Source organism: Pseudomonas sp. LSJ-87 (assembly GCF_032971465.1).
Taxonomy (GTDB): Bacteria; Pseudomonadota; Gammaproteobacteria; order Pseudomonadales; family Pseudomonadaceae; genus Aquipseudomonas; species Aquipseudomonas putida_Z.
Map to the genome: position 1 here is coordinate 78,776 of NZ_JAWJYQ010000043.1, position 19,553 is coordinate 98,328.

At 63.1% G+C, this 19,553-nt stretch carries 17 protein-coding genes; 1 reads left to right on the forward strand and 16 read right to left on the reverse strand.

Annotation, left to right across the window (positions count from 1 at the left end):
- Positions 1–7: 7 nt before the first annotated feature.
- Positions 8–1,120, reverse strand: coding sequence for an S-(hydroxymethyl)glutathione dehydrogenase/class III alcohol dehydrogenase (locus RYH74_RS21810; RefSeq protein ID WP_016712915.1), 1,113 nt, complete (start codon positions 1,118–1,120; stop codon positions 8–10).
- A gap of 107 nt (positions 1,121–1,227) precedes the next feature.
- On the opposite strand from RYH74_RS21810, the gene RYH74_RS21815 reads away from it, so the two are divergent.
- Positions 1,228–2,124, forward strand: a complete 897-nt coding sequence (locus RYH74_RS21815) for a LysR substrate-binding domain-containing protein (RefSeq protein WP_317410112.1) — start codon at positions 1,228–1,230, stop codon at positions 2,122–2,124.
- 131 nt (positions 2,125–2,255) lie between these two features.
- On the opposite strand, the gene ispD is transcribed toward RYH74_RS21815, so the two are convergent.
- From ispD to bamA, 15 genes are all read right to left on the reverse strand, one after another.
- Positions 2,256–2,963, reverse strand: coding sequence for a 2-C-methyl-D-erythritol 4-phosphate cytidylyltransferase (ispD, locus tag RYH74_RS21820; RefSeq protein ID WP_085619276.1), 708 nt, complete (start codon positions 2,961–2,963; stop codon positions 2,256–2,258).
- Complete coding sequence (ftsB, locus tag RYH74_RS21825) at positions 2,960–3,241, reverse strand: cell division protein FtsB (protein WP_004375443.1); 282 nt, start codon at positions 3,239–3,241, stop codon at positions 2,960–2,962. The genes ispD and ftsB overlap by 4 nt, the downstream gene beginning before the upstream one ends.
- A 168-nt stretch (positions 3,242–3,409) precedes the next feature.
- Entirely contained in the window at positions 3,410–4,699 is a 1,290-nt protein-coding gene (gene eno / locus RYH74_RS21830) for a phosphopyruvate hydratase (protein ID WP_025337986.1), read from the reverse strand.
- 153 nt (positions 4,700–4,852) lie between these two features.
- Positions 4,853–5,698: a 3-deoxy-8-phosphooctulonate synthase gene (gene kdsA, locus RYH74_RS21835; protein ID WP_025337985.1), complete on the reverse strand. Its 846-nt coding sequence runs from the start codon at positions 5,696–5,698 to the stop codon at positions 4,853–4,855.
- 3 nt (positions 5,699–5,701) lie between these two features.
- Positions 5,702–7,330 (reverse strand): CTP synthase, encoded by a 1,629-nt coding sequence (locus RYH74_RS21840; RefSeq protein WP_025337984.1) that lies wholly within the window; start codon positions 7,328–7,330, stop codon positions 5,702–5,704.
- Between the two features lie 269 nt (positions 7,331–7,599).
- Entirely contained in the window at positions 7,600–8,883 is a 1,284-nt protein-coding gene (tilS, locus tag RYH74_RS21845) for a tRNA lysidine(34) synthetase TilS (RefSeq protein WP_317410113.1), read from the reverse strand.
- A gap of 141 nt (positions 8,884–9,024) precedes the next feature.
- Positions 9,025–9,972: an acetyl-CoA carboxylase carboxyl transferase subunit alpha gene (gene accA, locus RYH74_RS21850; protein ID WP_015269200.1), complete on the reverse strand. Its 948-nt coding sequence runs from the start codon at positions 9,970–9,972 to the stop codon at positions 9,025–9,027.
- Between the two features lie 106 nt (positions 9,973–10,078).
- Positions 10,079–13,603, reverse strand: coding sequence for a DNA polymerase III subunit alpha (gene dnaE, locus RYH74_RS21855; protein ID WP_085593288.1), 3,525 nt, complete (start codon positions 13,601–13,603; stop codon positions 10,079–10,081).
- A gap of 236 nt (positions 13,604–13,839) precedes the next feature.
- Positions 13,840–14,463, reverse strand: a complete 624-nt coding sequence (rnhB, locus tag RYH74_RS21860) for a ribonuclease HII (RefSeq protein WP_075043987.1) — start codon at positions 14,461–14,463, stop codon at positions 13,840–13,842.
- 1 nt (position 14,464) lies between these two features.
- Positions 14,465–15,592: a lipid-A-disaccharide synthase gene (lpxB, locus tag RYH74_RS21865; RefSeq protein ID WP_085593292.1), complete on the reverse strand. Its 1,128-nt coding sequence runs from the start codon at positions 15,590–15,592 to the stop codon at positions 14,465–14,467.
- 1 nt (position 15,593) lies between these two features.
- Positions 15,594–16,370 (reverse strand): acyl-ACP--UDP-N-acetylglucosamine O-acyltransferase, encoded by a 777-nt coding sequence (gene lpxA, locus RYH74_RS21870; RefSeq protein WP_025337980.1) that lies wholly within the window; start codon positions 16,368–16,370, stop codon positions 15,594–15,596.
- Positions 16,367–16,807: a 3-hydroxyacyl-ACP dehydratase FabZ gene (gene fabZ / locus RYH74_RS21875; protein ID WP_004375427.1), complete on the reverse strand. Its 441-nt coding sequence runs from the start codon at positions 16,805–16,807 to the stop codon at positions 16,367–16,369. Before fabZ ends, lpxA begins: the two co-directional genes overlap by 4 nt.
- A gap of 114 nt (positions 16,808–16,921) precedes the next feature.
- On the reverse strand, positions 16,922–17,977 hold the full coding sequence (gene lpxD, locus RYH74_RS21880) for a UDP-3-O-(3-hydroxymyristoyl)glucosamine N-acyltransferase (RefSeq protein WP_075043985.1): 1,056 nt from the start codon (positions 17,975–17,977) through the stop codon (positions 16,922–16,924).
- A 1-nt stretch (position 17,978) separates the two neighbouring features.
- Positions 17,979–18,482 (reverse strand): OmpH family outer membrane protein, encoded by a 504-nt coding sequence (locus RYH74_RS21885; protein ID WP_015269197.1) that lies wholly within the window; start codon positions 18,480–18,482, stop codon positions 17,979–17,981.
- Between the two features lie 44 nt (positions 18,483–18,526).
- Positions 18,527–19,553, reverse strand: a 1,027-nt coding sequence (bamA, locus tag RYH74_RS21890; protein WP_317410114.1) for an outer membrane protein assembly factor BamA, incomplete at its 5' end; no start/stop codon positions are given.

Genomic DNA, 19,553 nt, shown 5'->3' on the forward strand with positions numbered 1-19,553 from the left:
GCAAACCTCAGAAGTGGATCACGCTGCGAATGCTCTTGCCTTCGTGCATCAGGTCGAAGGCCTTGTTGATGTCTTCCAGGCCCATGGTGTGGGTGATGAAGGTATCCAGCGGAATCTCGCCCTTCTCGGACATTTCCACGTAGCTTGGCAGCTCGCTGCGCCCACGTACGCCACCGAACGCCGAACCACGCCATACACGGCCGGTGACCAGCTGGAACGGACGAGTGGCGATTTCCTGGCCGGCACCGGCCACGCCGATGATCACCGACTCGCCCCAGCCCTTGTGGCAGCACTCCAGCGCAGCACGCATCAGCTGCACGTTGCCGATGCACTCGAAGGAGAAGTCCACGCCGCCGTCGGTGAGGTCGACGATCACTTCCTGGATCGGGCGGTCGTAGTCTTTCGGGTTGATGCAGTCGGTGGCACCCAGCTGGCGGGCGATTTCGAATTTGGCCGGGTTGATGTCGATGGCAATGATGCGCGACGCCTTGGCCTTGACCGCACCGATCACTGCCGACAGGCCGATGCCGCCCAGGCCGAAGATGGCCACGGTGTCACCCGGCTTGACCTTGGCGGTGTTGAGCACCGCGCCGATACCGGTGGTGACGCCACAACCCAGCAGGCAGACCTTTTCCAGCGGCGCTTCTTTCTGGATCTTGGCCACGGAGATTTCCGGCAGCACGGTGTACTCGGAGAAGGTCGAGGTACCCATGTAGTGGAACAGTTGCTGGCCTTTGTAGGAGAAGCGCGTGGTGCCGTCCGGCATCAGGCCCTTGCCCTGGGTGGCGCGGATGGCCTGGCACAGGTTGGTCTTGCCCGAGAGGCAGAACTTGCACTTGCCGCATTCCGGGGTGTACAGCGGGATGACGTGGTCACCGACGGCGACCGAGGTGACGCCCTCGCCTACCGCCTCGACGATCGCGCCACCTTCGTGCCCGAGGATCGACGGGAAGATGCCCTCCGGGTCGGCGCCCGACAGGGTGTAGGCGTCGGTGTGGCAGACACCGCTGGCGACCACGCGCAGCAGCACTTCACCGGCCTTGGGCATGGCCACGTCGACTTCGACGATTTCCAGGGGTTTCTTGGCTTCGAAGGCTACGGCAGCACGGGACTTGATCATCAAAGGTCTCCAGACAGAGGGTCGATTCAGTCTGGCAGTGTAATTCACCGCCTTTTGATGAATAATCCGGCCAAAGACAAAACATTATTGCCATACAGGGATAATCAATGAGCAGCCGCTGGGAAGGCATCGACGAGTTCGTCGCCGTGGCCGAGTCGGGCCAGTTCACCGCGGCCGCCGAGCGCCTGGGGGTTTCCTCGTCGCACATCAGCCGGCAGATCGCCCGGCTGGAGGAACGGCTGCAGACGCGCCTGCTGTACCGCAGTACCCGGCGGGTGACCCTGAGCGAGGCCGGGCAGACATTCCTGCAGCACTGCCAGCGCCTGCAGGATGGCCGCGAGGAAGCCCTGCGCGCCATGGGCGACCTGGCCAGCGAGCCCAAGGGGTTGCTGCGCATGACCTGCGCGGTGGCTTATGGCGAGCGCTTCATCGTGCCGCTGGTGACACGGTTCATGGCGCTGTACCCGCAGCTGCGGGTGGATGTGGAACTGAGCAACCACACCCTCGACCTGGTGCACGAAGGCATGGACCTGGCCATCCGCCTGGGCCGGTTGGCCGATTCACGACTGGTGGCAACCCGCCTGGCGCCCCGGCGCATGTACCTGTGCGCTTCGCCGGCCTACCTGGAACGTTACGGTCGGCCACACAGCCTGTCGGAACTGGCGCGGCACAATTGCCTGGTGGGCAGCTCGGATTTGTGGGCGCTGCAACAGGACGGCCGCGAGATCAGCCAGCGAGTGCAGGGCAACTGGCGTTGCAACAGCGGGCAGGCGGTGCTGGACGCGACGCTGCAGGGGATGGGGTTGTGCCAGTTGCCGGATTATTACGTGCTGGAGCACTTGAACAGTGGTGCGCTGGTATCGTTGCTGGAGGCGCACCAGCCACCGAATACCGCGGTGTGGGCGCTGTATCCGCAGCAACGGCATCTGTCGCCGAAGGTACGGCGGCTGGTGGATTACCTGAAGGAAGGGTTGGCGGGGTTGCCGGAGTATCGCTTGAACTGAACCTTGTGCTGGCTGGTCTGGCCTCTTCGCGGGTAAACCCGCTCCCACAGGTACAGCGCAAACCTGAAGGGATGTGCGATACCTGTGGGAGCGGGTTTACCCGCGAAGAGGCCGGCACAGGAGCAAGAAATTCAGCGGCGCCCTGCCCAACGCTGGCGCAACCACTCCAGGTCTTCCGGCCGGGTCACCTTGATGTTGTCGCTGCGCCCTTCGACCAGCCGCGGCGCCTGGCCGGACCACTCGATGGCGGAGGACTCGTCGGTTACCAGCACATCCGACACCAGGCACTCGGCCAGCGCCCGATGCAACGCCCCCAGGCGGAACATCTGCGGCGTATAGGCCTGCCAGATGGTGCTGCGGTCGACGGTAGCGCCCACCCGGCCATCGGCATCGGCCCGCTTGAGGGTATCGCGCGCCGGCACCGCCAACAGGCCACCCACCGGGTCGTCCGCCAACTCCGACAACAGCTTGTCCAGATCGCTGCGCGCCAGGTTCGGTCGCGCGGCATCATGCACCAGCACCCAGTCGCTGTCCGCCGCCCCTTGGGCATGCAGCATCAGCAAGGCATTGAGCACCGAGTCGGCACGCTCGCGGCCACCCGCGGCGCGCTGGATGCGCGGATCGCTGGCACAGCGCAGGCGAGGCCAGTACGGATCATCTTCGGCAATGCTGACCACCACGCCCTTGAGCATCGGGTGGCCAAGAAAACAGTCGAGGCTGTGCTCGAGAATGGTCTGCCCGGCCAGCTCCAGGTACTGCTTGGGGCGGTCGGCAGCCATGCGGGCACCTACGCCCGCAGCAGGAATCACGGCCCAGAAGGCCGGTAAGGTTTCGATCATTTCTGTGGCAACTGGAAGAGGGTTTCGCCCTCTTTGACCATCCCCAATTCGTGGCGAGCCCGCTCTTCAACGGTCTCCATGCCTTTTTTCAGCTCCAGCACTTCGGCATCGAGCACGCGGTTGCGCTCGAGCAAGCGCTCGTTTTCGGCATGCTGCTCGGCAATCTGCTGCTTCAGCTCGGTCACTTGCGCCAGGCTGCCATTACCCACCCACAGGCGGTACTGCAGGCCACCCAGCAGCAGGAGCAGGACGAGGAACAACCAATAGGGACTGCGCATCACGTTATCCAGGTTAAAAAGGCTGCCGGGTACTTTTTACTTCGGGGCCTCGAATAGCACGAAGCCTGGCCGAGGCCAGGCTTCGTCGACAGAAACCCGTTGGAATGTAGGAAAGAACAGTACGAACGTTCCTACAACTCCGGCTGCTGTCTTTTTACCATCTCTTGCTTAGCCGCGAAACTCGGCACGACCGCGGTAAACCGCTTTGGCACCCAGTTGCTCTTCGATGCGCAGCAGCTGGTTGTACTTGGAAACGCGGTCGGAACGGCACAGCGAACCAGTCTTGATCTGGCCAGCAGCGGTACCCACGGCCAGGTCGGCGATGGTCGAGTCTTCGGTTTCACCGGAACGGTGCGAAATCACCGCGGTGTAGCCAGCAGCCTTGGCCATCTGGATGGCTTCCAGGGTTTCGGTCAGCGAGCCGATCTGGTTGAACTTGATCAGGATCGAGTTACCGATGCCCTTCTCGATGCCTTCCTTGAGGATCTTGGTGTTGGTCACGAACAGGTCGTCGCCAACCAGCTGCACCTTGGTGCCGATCTTGTCGGTGAGGATCTTCCAGCCAGCCCAGTCGGACTCGTCCAGGCCGTCTTCGATCGAGATGATCGGGAAGCGCTCGGTCAGGCCTTTCAGGTACTCGGCAAAGCCTTCGGCGTCGAACGACTTGCCTTCGCCAGACAGGTTGTACTTGCCGTCTTCGTAGAACTCGGAAGCCGCGCAGTCCAGGGCCAGGGTCACGTCGGTGCCCAGCTTGTAGCCGGCTTTCTCGACAGCTTCGGCGATGGCGCCCAGGGCGTCTTCGTTGGAAGCCAGGTTAGGGGCGAAACCACCCTCGTCACCAACAGCGGTGTTCAGGCCACGGGCCTTCAGCACGGCTTTGAGGTGGTGGAAGATTTCGGTACCCATGCGCAGGCCGTCGGAGAAGGTCTTGGCGCCAACCGGCTGAACCATGAACTCCTGGATGTCGACGTTGTTGTCGGCGTGCTCGCCACCGTTGATGATGTTCATCATCGGTACCGGCATCGAGTACTGGCCCGGGGTGCCGTTCAGGTTGGCGATGTGCGCGTACAGCGGCAGGTCCTGGTCCTGGGCAGCGGCCTTGGCGGCAGCCAGGGAAACGGCCAGGATGGCGTTGGCGCCCAGCTTGGCCTTGTTCTCGGTACCGTCCAGTTCGATCATGGCGCGGTCCAGGCCCTTCTGGTCGGCAGGGTCCTTGCCCAGCAGCAGGTCACGGATCGGGCCGTTGATGTTGGCGACGGCCTTCAGCACGCCCTTGCCCAGGTAACGGCTCTTGTCGCCATCACGCAGCTCCAGCGCTTCGCGCGAGCCAGTGGAAGCACCGGACGGCGCGCAGGCGCTGCCGATGATGCCGTTGTCGAGCAGTACATCGGCTTCCACGGTGGGGTTGCCACGCGAATCGAGAACTTCACGACCTTTGATGTCGACGATTTTTGCCATTGTTGTAAGCACTCCAGAATTGACGAAAACAACTTAGCTTAGGAAATTCTTGCCGTTCACCGGGCGGACTTGCAGTGGGCAGGCCGGGTGAAGGGAACCCCTGACCGACTGGTCAGGGGTGGATCGGACGGTACTTTACCCGAGAATCGAGCTTTACGCGGTTTCTACCGTCGGAAAACTTTTCACCAGGTCGTCCAGTTGCTTGAGCTGGGCCAGGAACGGCTCCAGTTTGTCCAGGCGCAGGGCGCATGGGCCATCGCACTTGGCGTTGTCCGGATCGGGGTGGGCTTCGAGGAACAGCCCGGCCAGGCCTTGGCTCATGCCGGCCTTGGCCAGGTCGGTGACCTGGGCGCGGCGACCACCGGCGGAATCGGCGCGACCACCCGGCATCTGCAGGGCGTGGGTCACGTCGAAGAACACCGGGTACTCGAACTGCTTCATGATGCCGAAGCCGAGCATGTCCACCACCAGGTTGTTGTAGCCGAAGCTCGAACCACGCTCGCAGAGGATCAACTGGTCGTTACCGGCCTCCTCGCACTTGGTCAGGATGTGCTTCATTTCCTGGGGTGCGAGGAACTGGGCCTTCTTGATGTTGATCACCGCGCCGGTCTTGGCCATGGCCACCACCAGGTCGGTCTGCCGCGACAGGAAGGCCGGCAGCTGGATGATGTCGCACACCTTGGCTACAGGCTCGGCCTGGTAAGGCTCGTGCACGTCGGTGATGACCGGCACGTTGAAGGTGCGCTTGATCTCTTCGAAGATCTTCAGCCCCTCTTCCATGCCCGGGCCACGGTACGAGGTTACCGACGAACGGTTGGCCTTGTCGAAGCTGGCCTTGAACACGTACGGGATACCGAGCTTCTCGGTCACCCGCACGTACTCCTCGCAGACCTTCATTGCCAGGTCACGGGACTCCAGGACGTTCATGCCGCCGAACAGGACGAACGGCTTGTCGTTGGCGATCTCGATGTTACCGACGCGAATGATCTTCTGGGTCATTGATCAGGCCTTGTTCTTCTGAGCCAGGGCTGCCTTGACGAAGCCGCTGAACAGCGGGTGGCCGTCACGCGGGGTCGAGGTGAATTCCGGGTGGAACTGGCAGGCGACGAACCATGGGTGGTCCTTGGACTCGACCACTTCCACCAGCGCACCGTCTTCGGAACGGCCGGAAACCACCAGGCCGGCGTCGACCAGTTGCGGCAGCAGGTTGTTGTTCACTTCGTAGCGGTGACGGTGACGCTCGGTGATCACGTCCTTGCCGTAGCAGTCGTGCACCTTGGAACCGGCGGCCAGCTGGCAGTCCTGTGCGCCCAGGCGCATGGTGCCACCCAGGTCGGAGGCTTCGCTGCGGGTTTCGACGGCACCGGTGGCATCGGCCCACTCGGTGATCAGGCCGACGACCGGGTGGCCGCTGTTGCGGTCGAACTCGGTGGAGTTGGCGTCTTTCCAGCCCATCACGTTACGGGCGAATTCGATCACGGCCACCTGCATGCCCAGGCAGATACCCAGGTACGGCACCTTGTTCTCACGGGCGTATTGCACCGCGGTGATCTTGCCTTCCACGCCGCGCAGGCCGAAACCGCCCGGTACCAGGATGGCATCGGCGCCTTCGAGCAGGCTGGTGCCCTGGTTCTCGATGTCTTCCGAGTCGATGTAGCGCAGGTTGACCTTGGTGCGGTTGGTGATGCCGGCGTGGCTCATCGCTTCGATCAGCGACTTGTACGCATCCAGCAACTCCATGTACTTGCCGACCATGGCGATGGTCACTTCGTGCTCGGGGTTGAGCTTGGCATCGACCACCTTGTCCCACTCGGACAGGTCGGCGCCATTGCACTGCAGGCCGAAACGCTCGACGACGAAGTCGTCCAGGCCCTGTGCGTGCAGCACGCCCGGGATCTTGTAGATGGTGTCGACGTCTTCCAGCGAAATCACCGCACGCTCTTCAACGTTGGTGAACAGCGCGATCTTGCGACGCGACGAAGCATCGACCGGGTGGTCGGAGCGGCAGATCAGCACGTCAGGCTGCAGGCCGATGGAGCGCAGCTCCTTGACCGAGTGCTGGGTCGGCTTGGTCTTGGTCTCGCCAGCGGTGGCGATGTACGGGACCAGGGTCAGGTGCATCAGCATGGCGCGCTTGGAGCCCACTTCGACGCGCAGCTGGCGGATGGCCTCGAGGAACGGCTGCGACTCGATGTCACCCACGGTACCGCCGATTTCCACCAGGGCCACGTCGGCATCGCCGGCGCCCTTGATGATGCGACGCTTGATTTCGTCGGTGATGTGCGGGATGACCTGGATGGTCGCGCCCAGATAGTCACCACGACGTTCCTTGCGCAGTACGTGCTCGTAGATGCGGCCGGTGGTGAAGTTGTTGTTCTGGGTCATGGTGGTGCGGATGAACCGCTCGTAGTGGCCCAGGTCGAGGTCGGTCTCGGCGCCATCGTGGGTGACGAACACTTCACCGTGCTGGAACGGGCTCATGGTGCCCGGATCGACGTTGATGTACGGATCCAGCTTGAGCATGGTGACCTTCAGGCCCCGCGCTTCCAGGATGGCCGCCAGGGAAGCCGAGGCAATGCCTTTCCCCAATGAAGAAACAACACCGCCCGTGACGAATATGTAGCGCGTCATGAAAAACCCTAGAAGTCTGCGTTAAGGCGGCCAGCGCCGCCGGAGAAAGCGAAGGAAGGCCGAAGCCCCCGATCACCTGCGTCAATCACAGTGCATCTCGAAAAACTGCCGCGTCTGTACAGACCAGGGGTATCCCCGGCATGGAGCTCGCTCGTCATTTCCAGAATCAGCCCAGCAAAAAACTGCTTGGTAATCGGCAACTCCTGTGTTTTCGCGGAACCCACAGAAGCTGTATCAAGAAGGGAGGGTAGTCTACCCGAATGTACCCTTCAGCTCAAACCTTGCGCGTTCGTCGGCAACTGCCAGGACAGCTGGCAATCAGCCTGCACCAGCCCGGGCAGGTTGGCCACCGCCAGCAGGCGCTCGCCCTGGTACAGCAGTGGCAGGCGCGGGCGCAGGAAAAGCGGCACCTGCAACTCGTTGAGCAGGCGCTTGAGGTCGCGTCGGCCGCGGCCGGGGAGGTCCAGCACTTCACCGCCCTGACGGTAGGCAACGCGCAAGCCGTGCAGCGGCGCTGCGCCAACAAGACGCACACTGCCGTTACCCGGCAACGGCAAAGGCTTGGCGGGATCGGCCCAGGCCAGTTCGCCGACGGGCAGCTGCAGCCAGTCACCGCTCAACCACCAGATGCGCCCATGACTGCGCAGTAGTTGCCCATCGGCAAGTTGCCAGGCGGGCTGGGCATCGGCGGCGGCATCGCGCAGGTCCGCCCAGCCGGCCCAGTGCCGGGTGTCGGGCAGGCGGGTACGGCGGCTCAGCCAGTATTGCAGGGCATTGCGCTGACGGGCCGGCGACAGCGCCAACAGGGTAGCCAGGTCGAGGGAGTCCAGCCCCGGCCAAGCCACCGGCGCGCCCTCCCCGGCGAGCGCCAGGTCGTCCTGGGCCAGTTCGTCCAGCAGCCCTTGGGCTTCGCCCAGGTGCTCGGCGGCGCGGGCCAGGTTCTGGCTGGCCTGCGGCCAACGTTGCTGAAGCAGCGGAAACACTTCGCTGCGCAGGTAGTTGCGGGCAAATTGTGTGTCAGCGTTTGACGGATCTTCGATCCAGGCCAGCCCATTGGCCTGAGCATGGTCCTGCAGTTGCTGGCGGGAACAGCCCAGCAATGGCCTGACCAGGCTGCCCTGCCCTAGCGCCCGCTGCCCCGGCATTGCAGCCAGGCCACGCAGGCCTGCACCGCGCAGCAGGCGGAACAGCAGGGTTTCGGCCTGGTCGTCGCGGTGCTGGCCGGTGAACAGGATGTCGCCTGGGCCGAGGGCTTGCCTGAAAGCAGCATAGCGGGCGTCGCGGGCGGCCTGTTCGAGGCTGGCGCCGGGGGCGACCTGGACGTGGATGACCTGGAGTTCGATGCCGAGATTGTCGCAGACGGTTTGGCAGTGGGCGGGCCAGGCATCGGCGGCGGGTTGCAGGCCGTGGTGGACGTGGATGGCGCGCAGTGGAGGGGATGCGTGATTGCGGGCGTAGTCGGCCAGCAGGTGCAGGAGAACGGTGGAATCGAGGCCGCCGGAGAAGGCGATGTACCAGGTGGGGGCGTTGAGCCAGGGGGTGAGGTTGATCATCGAACCCGCACTCAATTCGAGAATGCATTCGCGGGTGAACCCGCTCCCACAGGGATCGCGCCGTTTCAGAGGGCTGCGCAATACCTGTGGGAGCGGGTTCACCCGCGAACACCGGCGAAGCCGGTGCCATTCATCTCGCTATCAGAGACCGTAGCTCATCAGGCGATCGTAACGGCGGGCCAGCAGCGCGTCATGGTCGAGCTTGCCGAGCATGTCCAGCTGCTGTACCAGGTCGGCACGGATGCTTTCCGACATCTTCGCCGGGTCACGGTGGGCGCCGCCCAGCGGCTCCTGGATGACCTTGTCGACGATGTTCAGGCTCTTCAGGCGCTCGGCAGTGATGCCCATGGCCTCGGCTGCGTCGGCTGCCTTGTCGGCAGTCTTCCACAGGATCGAGGCACAGCCTTCCGGCGAGATCACCGAGTAGGTGGAGTACTGCAGCATGTTCAACTGGTCGCACACGCCGATGGCCAGCGCACCGCCGGAACCACCCTCACCGATCACGGTGGCGATGATCGGGGTTTTCAGGCGCGCCATCACGCGCAGGTTCCAGGCGATGGCCTCGCTCTGGTTGCGCTCTTCGGCGTCGATGCCCGGGTAGGCGCCCGGAGTGTCGATGAAGGTCAGGATCGGCATCTTGAAGCGCTCGGCCATTTCCATCAGGCGGCAGGCCTTGCGGTAGCCTTCAGGGCGCGGCATGCCGAAGTTGCGGCGTACCTTCTCGCGCACTTCACGGCCCTTCTGGTGGCCGATGACCATGACCGGCTTGCCGTCCAGGCGCGCGGTACCACCGACGATGGCAGCGTCGTCGGAGAAGTGGCGGTCGCCGTGCAGCTCTTCGAACTCGGTGAAGATGTGCTCCAGGTAGTCCAGGGTGTAAGGACGACGCGGATGACGGGCCAGGCGGGCGATCTGCCAGCTGGTCAGGTTGCCGAAGATGCTTTCGGTCAGGGTGTTGCTCTTGTCTTGCAGACGGGCAATTTCATCGCTGATGTTCAGCGAGTTGTCGTTGCCTACCAGGCGCAGGCCTTCGATCTTGGCTTGCAGGTCGGCAATCGGCTGTTCGAAATCGAGAAAATTCGGGTTCATAGTCATCCGTCTTGGGTCTACGGCCAGGCGGCCGGCCGGTTGATCCGTTTGGCGCCCTACCTTAAGGGATCAGGCGCATTCAGGTCGAGATTAAATTTTTGTCGGTTCAACGATATTGCAGGAAGACGTTCTCACGCCCGAACTGGTCACGCAGCGCCTGAATCAGCCCATCGGCCGGGTCGATCGCCCACTGCTCGCCGAACTGCAGCATGGCCTTGGCGTCGCTGCCGGTGTACTCGAGGGTGATCGGGCAAGCGCCGCGATGGCGGGTAATCAGCTCGCCCAGCCACTTCAGCCGGTCGCCCTTTAGCGCTTCGTGTGCCACCTTCAGGCGCAGGCTCTCGGCCAGCTTGGTGCGCGCATCCTCCATGGTCATCACCTGCTTCACCCGCAGGCGCAGGCCACCGGAGAAATCGTCGTTACTGACCTCGCCTTCGACCACCACCATGGCATCGGTCTGCAGCAAGGACTGTGCCGCCATGAAGGCATCGGCAAACAGCGACGCCTCGATGCGCCCGGAGCGGTCATCCAGGGTGACGAAGCCCATCTTGTCGCCCTTCTTGTTCTTCATCACCCGCAGGGCAATGATCATGCCGGCGATGGTCTGGGTTTCGCGTGACGGCTTGAGGTCGATGATGCGCTGGCGGGCGAAGCGGCGGATCTCGGTCTCGTACTCGTCGATCGGGTGGCCGGTGAGGTACAGGCCGAGGGTGTCCTTCTCGCCCTTCAGGCGTTCCTTGAGGGTCAGTTCGCGCACCTTGCGGTGGTTGGCGTAGACGTCGGCATCCGCCTCTTCGAACATGCCGCCGAACAGGTCGACGTGGCCACTGTCGGCGGTGTGGGCGGCCTGCTCGGCAGCCTTGATGGCCTCGCCCAGCGCCGAGAGCAAGGTTGCACGGTTGATGTCGATGTTGGCGTGGTAGGCCTTGATCTCGTCATGGAAGTGCGGGCCCAGGCGGTCCAGCGCGCCACTGCGGATCAGCGCGTCGAGGGTACGCTTGTTGACCCGCTTGAGGTCGATGCGCTCACAGAAATCGAACAGGTCCTTGAACGGGCCACCCTGGGCGCGGGCCTCGACGATCGCCTCCACCGGGCCTTCGCCGACGCCCTTGATGGCGCCCAGGCCGTAGACGATGCGCCCGTCATTGTTGACGGTGAACTTGAAGTCGGAGAAGTTCACGTCCGGCGCGTCGAGGCGCAGCTTCATGCTGCGCACCTCCTCGACCAGCACCACCACCTTGTCGGTGTTGTGCATATCCGCCGACAACACCGCGGCCATGAATGGCGCCGGGTAGTGGGTTTTCAGCCAGGCGGTCTGGTACGACACCAGGCCATAGGCGGCGGAGTGGGATTTGTTGAAGCCGTAGCCAGCGAACTTCTCTACCAGGTCGAAAATGTTACCCGCGAGATCCGCATCGATATTGTTGGCCACGCAGCCTTCGATGAAACCACCGCGCTGCTTGGCCATTTCCTCGGGCTTTTTCTTACCCATCGCACGGCGCAGCATGTCGGCGCCGCCAAGGGTATAGCCAGCCATGACCTGGGCGATCTGCATCACCTGCTCCTGGTACAGGATGATGCCGTAGGTCGGTGCCAGTACCGGTTTCAGGCCCTCGTACTGGTAGTCGGAGTGCGGGTAAGCCAGCTCGGCGCGACCGTGCTTGCGGTTGATGAAGTCGTCCACCATGCCCGATTGCAGCGGGCCCGGGCGGAACAGTGCCACCAGTGCGATCAGGTCTTCCAGGCAGTCGGGCTTGAGCTTCTTGATCAGCTCCTTCATGCCACGCGATTCAAGCTGGAACACCGCCGTGGTTTCGGCCTTCTGCAACAGCTCGTAGGTCTTGCGGTCGTCCAGCGGGATGAAGTCGATGTTGACGTCGGGCAGGTTCTTCTTGGCCTGCTCGCGGTTGATGATCTCCATCGCCCACTTGATGATGGTCAGGGTCCGCAGGCCGAGGAAGTCGAACTTCACCAGGCCGGCAGCCTCGACGTCATCCTTGTCGAACTGGGTTACCAGGCCGCCGCCCTCTTCGTCACAGGCGATCGGCGAGAAGTCGGTGAGCTTGGTCGGGGCGATGACCACACCACCGGCGTGCTTGCCGGTACCGCGCGTCACGCCCTCGAGCTTCAGGGCCATGTCCCAGATCTCGCGGGCGTCTTCGTCGCCCTTGAGGAAGTCACGCAGGATCTCTTCCTGCTCGTAGGCCTTCTCCAGGGTCATGCCCACTTCGAAGGGGATCATCTTCGACAGGCGGTCGGCCAGGCCGTAGGACTTGCCCTGTACCCGCGCCACGTCTCGCACCACCGCCTTCGCCGCCATGGTACCGAAGGTGATGATCTGGCTGACCGCGTTGCGGCCATAGGCTTCGGCGACGTAGTCGATCACCCGGTCACGGCCATCCATGCAGAAGTCGACGTCGAAGTCGGGCATGGAAATACGTTCAGGGTTGAGGAAGCGCTCGAACAGCAGGTCGTAGGCCAGCGGATCGAGGTCGGTAATCTTCAGCACGTACGCCACCAGCGAGCCGGCACCCGATCCTCGGCCCGGGCCAACCGGTACGTCGTTGTTCTTGGCCCACTTGATGAAGTCCATGACGATCAGGAAGTAACCGGGGAAGCCCATCTGGATGATGATGTCCAGTTCGAACTTCAGGCGGTCCAGGTAGACCTGGCGCTTCTCTTCGTAATTGGGTGTGGTCTCTTTCGGCCACAGCACCGCCAGGCGCTCTTCCAGGCCTTCGTGGGACACATGCCGCAGGTAGTCATCGATGCCCATGCCGTTGGGCGTGGGGAAGTCGGGCAGGAAGTACTTGCCCAGCTGCACCTGGATGTTGCAGCGCTTGGCGATCTCGACAGTGTTGGCGATGGCGTCGGGCAGGTCGCTGAACAGCTCGGCCATTTCCTCGGCCGACTTCAGGTACTGCTGGTCGCTGTACATCCTTGGCCGACGCGGGTCGTCGAGGGTCCACCCCTCACCGATGCATACTCGGGTTTCGTGGGCGTCGAAGTCGGACTGCTTGATGAAGCGCACATCGTTGGTTGCCACCAGCGGAGCGCCGAACTTGTCGGCCAACGCCACGGCGGCATGCACGTACTCCTCGTCGCGGGCGCGGTTGGTGCGCTGCACTTCGACGTAGAAGCGCTCGGGGAACATGCCCATCCAGTCTTGCAGCAGGGCCTCGGCTTCATCGTCCTTGCCGGCCAGCAAGGCCATGCCGATATCGCCTTCCTTGCCTGCGGAAAGGGCGATCAGGCCCTCGCTGGCTGGGGCGATCCATTCACGCTGGAGGATGACCAGGCCGTTGCGCTGGCCGTCGGTCCAGCCGCGCGAGATCAGCTCGGTGAGGTTGCGGTAGCCCTTGGGGTTCATGGCCAGGAGGCAGATACGCGACAGCGGTGCTTCCGGGTCGGCAGCGGCCAGCCACAGGTCGGCGCCGCAGATCGGCTTGATGCCGGCGCCCATGGCAGTCTTGTAGAACTTTACCAGCGAGCACATGTTGCTCTGGTCGGTGATCGCCACCGCCGGCATGTTCATCCCGGCCAGCGCCTTGGCCAGCGGCTTGATCCGCACCAGGCCGTCGACCAGCGAGAATTCGGAGTGGACGCGCAGGTGAACGAAGGGAACCGACATGGAAGATCCTGTAGCAGTGCTGAACGACAAGGGCGGGATTGTAGCTTAAATGGGGATAGGATTTGGGATTGCGGTATCGGCCAGAGAATAAAGAATGTGCGCGCACCGCCCCCCTGTGGGAGCGGGTTCACCCGCGAAGAATCCAACGCGGTGTATGGCACCGGCTGCGCCGGTGTTCGCGGCTAAAGCCGCTCCCACAGAGGATAGCGTGACACCTGTAGCAACGAACTAATAGCTCAGATCAGGGAGTTGGTGACGCCTTCACGTGCATCCCACGCGGCCCGCACCGGGGCAAAGGAACGCCGATGGATGGGCGTAGGCCCCAAGCGTGCCAGCGCCTCGAGGTGCACCGGGGTTGGGTAGCCCTTGTGCCCGCCAATGCCATAACCCGGGTAGATCAGCTCGAATGCGCTCATCTCCCGGTCACGGGTCACCTTGGCCAGGATCGACGCCGCCGCGATGGCCGGCACCTGGCTGTCGCCCTTGACTACCGGCGACGCCGGTACGGCGAGTTTCGGGCAGCGGTTGCCGTCGATCAGGGCCAGCTTCGGTGTAATGTGCAGGCCTTCCACGGCGCGCTGCATGGCCAGCATGGTCGCATGCAGGATGTTCAGGCGGTCGATTTCCTCGACCTCGGCGCGGGCGATGCAGAAGCTCAGGGCCTTTTCGCAGATCTCGTCGAACAGCGCCTCGCGCTTGGCTTCGGTGAGTTTCTTCGAATCGTTCAGGCCGAGGATCGGGCGCGCCGGGTCGAGGATCACCGCCGCGGTCACCACCGCGCCGCACAGCGGGCCACGGCCCACTTCGTCGACGCCGGCGACCAGGTCTTCGACCAGGTTGAAGTCCAGTCCAATTTGCATGTCAGCGGTCCTTGAGCAAGGCCAGTACCGCCTCGGCCGCCTGGTTGGAGGCGTCACGGCGCAGGGTGCGGTGAATTTCGTCGAAACTTTCGGTCTGCTGGCTGCCATCGGCCACCAGCGGCGCCAGGGTATTGGCCAGGGCTTCGCTGGTGGCGTCGTCCTGCAGCAACTCGGGTACCAGCGCCCGCTGGGCCAGCAGGTTCGGCAACGACACGTAGGGGCTCTTTACCAGGCGCTTGAGGATCCAGTAGGTCAGGGGCGCGAGGCGATAGGCCACCACCATCGGTCGCTTGTACAGCAGTGCTTCGAGGGTGGCGGTACCCGAGGCGATCAGCACCGCGTCACAGGCCGCCAGGGCCTGGTGCGACTGGCCATCGAGCAGGGTCAGCGGCAGCTGGCGCCCTTCGAGCATCTGCTCGACCTGGGCGCGACGCGCAGCATTGGCGCAGGGCAGCACGAAACGCACGCCCGGTACCTGCTGGCGCAGCCGTTCGGCAGCATCCAGGAACAGTGCGCCCAGCCGCCCTACTTCGCCGCCCCGGCTGCCCGGCATCAACGCGACCACCGGCCCTTCGCCCAGGCCCAGCGCGGCACGTGCGGCAGGGCGGTCGGCTTCGAGCGGGATGGTGTCGGCCAACGGGTGGCCGACGAAGCGCACCGGTACGCCCTGCTCTTCATAGAACCGCGCCTCGAATGGCAACAGCGTCAGCATCAGGTCGCAGCCTTCACGAATCTTCAGCACACGCTTCTGCCGCCAGGCCCAGACCGACGGGCTGACGTAGTGCACGGTCTTGATCCCGGCCTGACGCAGTTTCAGTTCTATGTTGAGGGTGAAGTCGGGGGCATCGATGCCGATGAACACATCGGGCTTTTCGCCGATCAGGGTCTCGATCAGCAGCTTGCGGCGCTTGAGCAGCTCGCGCAGGCGCCCCAGCACTTCGACCAGACCCATGACGGCCAGGCGTTCCATGGGGAAATAGGATTGCAGGCCTTCGGCTTCCATCAAGGGGCCGCCAACGCCGATGAACCGTACGTCGGGGTGGCGTGCCTTGATGGCACGCATCAAGCCGGAACCGAGAATGTCGCCGCTGGCCTCACCTGCGACCAAGGCTACGCAAAGCTGGGCCATGTCAGCGGGTGATGCCGCGGGCGGAGTTCACGATCGACTGACGGAACAGATCGACCTCAGGGTGCTTCGCAGCCAGTTCGTCCAGCTCCTTGAGCGCGTCTTCGACGGTCAGGCCCTGGCGATAGACGATCTTGTAGCAACGGCGCAGCACATGGATCACCTCGTCGCTGAAACCCCGGCGGCGCATGCCCTCGAAGTTCATGCTGCGGGCTTCGGCCGGGCTGCCGAACACGGTGACGAAGGCCGGGACATCCTTGCCGATCGCCGTGCCCATGCCGGAAAACGCGTGGGCACCGATATGGCAGTACTGGTGCACCAGGGTGTAGCCGGACAGGATCGCCCAGTCCCCCACGTGCACATGGCCGGCCAGGGCCGTGTTGTTGACCAGGATGCAGTGGTTGCCGATGACGCTGTCGTGGCCGATGTGGGCATAGGCCATGATCAGGTTGTGGTCGCCCACGGTGGTTTCCGCACGGTCCTGGACGGTGCCGCGGTGAATGGTCACCCCTTCGCGGATCACATTGTGATCGCCGATCACCAGGCGCGTCGGCTCACCCTTGTACTTGAGGTCCGGGGTGTCTTCGCCGATCGAGGAAAACTGAAAGATACGGTTGTGCTTGCCGATGCGGGTCGGCCCTTTGAGCACAACATGCGGGCCGATAACGGTGCCCTCCCCGATTTCCACATCGGGGCCAACGATCGACCAGGGGCCGACCTCGACACCATCGGCCAGCTTGGCCGACGGGTCGATAATGGCCCGAGGATCAATCGAATTCATAGGGAGCGTTCCGCGCAGGTGATTTCTGCCGAGCAAACCGGCTTGCCGTCGACCAGGGCGCGGCACTCGAATTTCCAGATCATGCTCTTGCGGCTGAGGAATTTGGCTTCCAGCACCAACTGGTCACCCGGCAGTACCGGCTGACGGAAACGCAGCTTGTCGGAGCCGACGAAGTAGTACAGGGTGCCATCGGCCGGCTTGGCGTCGAGCATCTTGAAACCGAGGATACCCGCGGCCTGTGCCATGGCTTCGATGATCAGGACGCCCGGCATGATCGGGTGAGCCGGGAAATGGCCGTTGAAGAACGGCTCGTTGATGCTGACATTCTTGTAGGCACGAATGCTCTGGGCCTCGTAGTCCAGCTCCGTCACGCGGTCCACCAGCAGGAACGGGTAACGGTGAGGCAGGTATTCGCGAATCTCGTTGATGTCCATCATTTCGGGGGGGAAGCCTGTAATAAGAATAGGGAGCGCAGGTGCTGACCACACGCTCCTTTTGCAGTCCAAAGAGGAGCCAGCTAGCGACTGTTCACTCTTGCTCAGGGAATGGTATCAGCCTTCTGATGTCGGCTGGCCACCTGAGGTCACGGTATCGACGCGTTTTTCCAGCTGCTGGAGACGCTTGGCCATGTCGTCCAGGTGGCGGATACGCGCGGCGCTCTTGCGCCATTCAGCCAGTGGCTGCATGGCAGTGCCGGAAGAATAGGCACCCGGTTCGGTGATCGAACGGGTCACCATGGTCATCCCGGACACGAAAACGTTATCACAGACATCGATATGACCCACCATGCCGACACCTCCGGCAATGGTGCAATGCTTGCCGATGCGCGTGCTGCCGGAAATTCCGACACAGGCGGCCATGGCCGTGTGCTCACCGATCTGCACGTTGTGGGCGATCTGGATCTGGTTGTCGAGCTTTACCCCGTCAGCGATCCGCGTATCCGACAGCGCGCCACGATCGACCGCGGTGTTGACACCGATTTCCACGTCGTCGCCGATGGTCACGCCACCGATCTGGGCGATCTTGCGCCACACGCCCTTCTCGTTGGCAAAGCCGAAACCTTCACCGCCGATCACCGCACCCGACTGGATGACCACACGCTTGCCGATGGTCACATCATGGTACAGGGTGACCCGTGGAGCCAGCCAGCCACCCTCACCGATCACGCAACGGGCACCAACCACGCAGTGTGCACCCACGCTGACATTGGCCGCGATGCGCGCACCGCTTTCGATGACCGCGAACGGCCCGATGCTGGCACTGGCGTCCACCTGCGCGTCCTCGGCCACCACGGCGCTGGGATGAATACCCGCCACAGCCTTGGGTTTGGGGTCGAACAGGTGGGAAATGCGAGCGTAGGCCAGATACGGATCGGCGACGATCAGCGCATTGCCGGCAAAGCCTTCGGCGTCCACCGCCTTCAGCAGCACCGCGGCCGCCTGGCTGCTATCCAGGAATTTGCGGTACTGCGGGTTGGCGAGGAAGCTCAACTGACCTGGGCCAGCCTCCTGCAAGGTGGCGAGCCCGGTAATCTGCAGCGCCTCGGGCCCCTTGAGGGTGGCGCCGAGGGCCTCGGCCAACTGGCCTAGCGTCATGGTCACGGTCATATCAACGGGCTTGGTTCATGCGCTCGATGACTTGGCGGGTGATGTCGTACTGAGGTTTGACATCGATGACCGCACCACGCTCGAGGACCAGGTCGTAACCACCTTTCTTGATCACTTCCTCGACAGCGCCATCCAGCTTCGGCTTCAGCTGCTTGAGCATGTCGCGGTCAGCAACGGCCTTGGCTTCGTTCAGTTCCTTGGACTGGAACTGGAAGTCACGGGCCTTCTGCTTGAACTCGAGCTCCAGGCGCTCACGCTCCTGCTGCTGCATCTTGTCGCCGCCCTTGATCAGACGGTCCTGGATGCCCTTGGCGCTGCTTTCCAGGCTTTTCAGCTTGGTCAGTTGCGGGCCGAACTTCTTCTCGGCATCCACCGCGTATTTCTTGGCGGCATCCGACTCCAGCAGGGCCATCTGATAGTTCAGGACGGCAACCTTCATTTCGGCGAAAGCCGGGGTGGCGACCAGCGCCGCGGCCACTACGGCCAGTTGGGTCAACTTACGCACGATGCACTCCTGGATAAACCGTTGTCATTAAGCGAGGGCCGACCTCAGAAGGTCTGGCCCAGAGAGAATTGGAACACCTGGGTGTCGGCATCGTCCGGCTTCTTGACCGGCATTGCCAGGCTGAAGCTCAGCGGGCCCAGTGCGGTGATCCAGGTCACGCCCAGGCCGACCGAACTGGCCATGCCCGAGAAACCGACCTTCTCGCAATCCGGCTGGTTGCCGCAATTGGTGTCAAACACGTTACCCACGTCCCAGAACACGGAAGTGCGCAGCGAACGCTGGTCCTTGACGAACGGCAGCGGGAACAGCAGCTCGACACCACCTTGTACCAGCACGTTGCCACCAAACGGCAACGGATCCTGGTCCGGGTCGGCGAGGGTGCCTTCGTTACCAGTCACTGCTGCACCACGGCTCGGCGTGCTGCGCGGGCCCAGGCTGCTGTCCTTGAAGCCACGGACGGAGTTGAAGCCACCCGCGAAGTAGTTCTCGTAGAACGGCAGGCCCGAGGTGCTGCCGTAACCGTCACCGTAACCCAGCTCGGTGTGCAGGCGCAGGGTGTAGTCGTTGGTAATCGGCTTGAACAGCTGGCCGCGGTAGTCGAGCTTGAAGAACGACAGGTCGCTGCCCGGAATGGTGGATTCCAAGGTCAGGCTCTGGGAGTGACCACGGGTTGCCAGCACACCTTTGTTCAGGGTCGACTCGGACCAGCCGATCGAGGCCTTGAAGTTCAGGAAGTTATCGCCTTCCTGCTCCAGGAAGTCGAAGATCTCATCAACTGTATAACGGCCGGTCTTGATCTTGTCCTGCTGCACGCTCAGACCATAGGTCAGGCGCGATGTCTCGCTGATCGGGTAACCGAGGCTGACGCCCGCACCGTAGCTGTCCACCGCGTAGCTGGCCACATCGACGTCGAGGTCGTCGTAGTCGGTGCTGCGGTAGAAGGCGTTGTAGCCCAGGCTCACGCCATCGGCAGTGAAGTAGGGGTCAACGAAGCCGAAGTTGTAGCGGGTCTGGTATTCCGAACGGGTCAGGCCGATCGACACCTTGTTACCGGTACCGAGGAAGTTGCTC

Excerpts from the sequence above, each read along its gene's own strand:
- RYH74_RS21810 (WP_016712915.1), bottom strand. The coding sequence starts at position 1,120 with ATGATCAAGTCCCGTGCTGCCGTAGCCTTCGAAGCCAAGAAACCCCTG.
- RYH74_RS21815 (WP_317410112.1), top strand. The coding sequence starts at position 1,228 with ATGAGCAGCCGCTGGGAAGGCATCGACGAGTTCGTCGCCGTGGCCGAG.
- ispD (WP_085619276.1), bottom strand. The coding sequence starts at position 2,963 with ATGATCGAAACCTTACCGGCCTTCTGGGCCGTGATTCCTGCTGCGGGC.
- ftsB (WP_004375443.1), bottom strand. The coding sequence starts at position 3,241 with ATGCGCAGTCCCTATTGGTTGTTCCTCGTCCTGCTCCTGCTGCTGGGT.
- eno (WP_025337986.1), bottom strand. The coding sequence starts at position 4,699 with ATGGCAAAAATCGTCGACATCAAAGGTCGTGAAGTTCTCGATTCGCGT.
- kdsA (WP_025337985.1), bottom strand. The coding sequence starts at position 5,698 with ATGACCCAGAAGATCATTCGCGTCGGTAACATCGAGATCGCCAACGAC.
- RYH74_RS21840 (WP_025337984.1), bottom strand. The coding sequence starts at position 7,330 with ATGACGCGCTACATATTCGTCACGGGCGGTGTTGTTTCTTCATTGGGG.
- tilS (WP_317410113.1), bottom strand. The coding sequence starts at position 8,883 with ATGATCAACCTCACCCCCTGGCTCAACGCCCCCACCTGGTACATCGCC.
- accA (WP_015269200.1), bottom strand. The coding sequence starts at position 9,972 with ATGAACCCGAATTTTCTCGATTTCGAACAGCCGATTGCCGACCTGCAA.
- dnaE (WP_085593288.1), bottom strand. The coding sequence starts at position 13,603 with ATGTCGGTTCCCTTCGTTCACCTGCGCGTCCACTCCGAATTCTCGCTG.
- rnhB (WP_075043987.1), bottom strand. The coding sequence starts at position 14,463 with ATGCAAATTGGACTGGACTTCAACCTGGTCGAAGACCTGGTCGCCGGC.
- lpxB (WP_085593292.1), bottom strand. The coding sequence starts at position 15,592 with ATGGCCCAGCTTTGCGTAGCCTTGGTCGCAGGTGAGGCCAGCGGCGAC.
- lpxA (WP_025337980.1), bottom strand. The coding sequence starts at position 16,370 with ATGAATTCGATTGATCCTCGGGCCATTATCGACCCGTCGGCCAAGCTG.
- fabZ (WP_004375427.1), bottom strand. The coding sequence starts at position 16,807 with ATGATGGACATCAACGAGATTCGCGAATACCTGCCTCACCGTTACCCG.
- lpxD (WP_075043985.1), bottom strand. The coding sequence starts at position 17,977 with ATGACCGTGACCATGACGCTAGGCCAGTTGGCCGAGGCCCTCGGCGCC.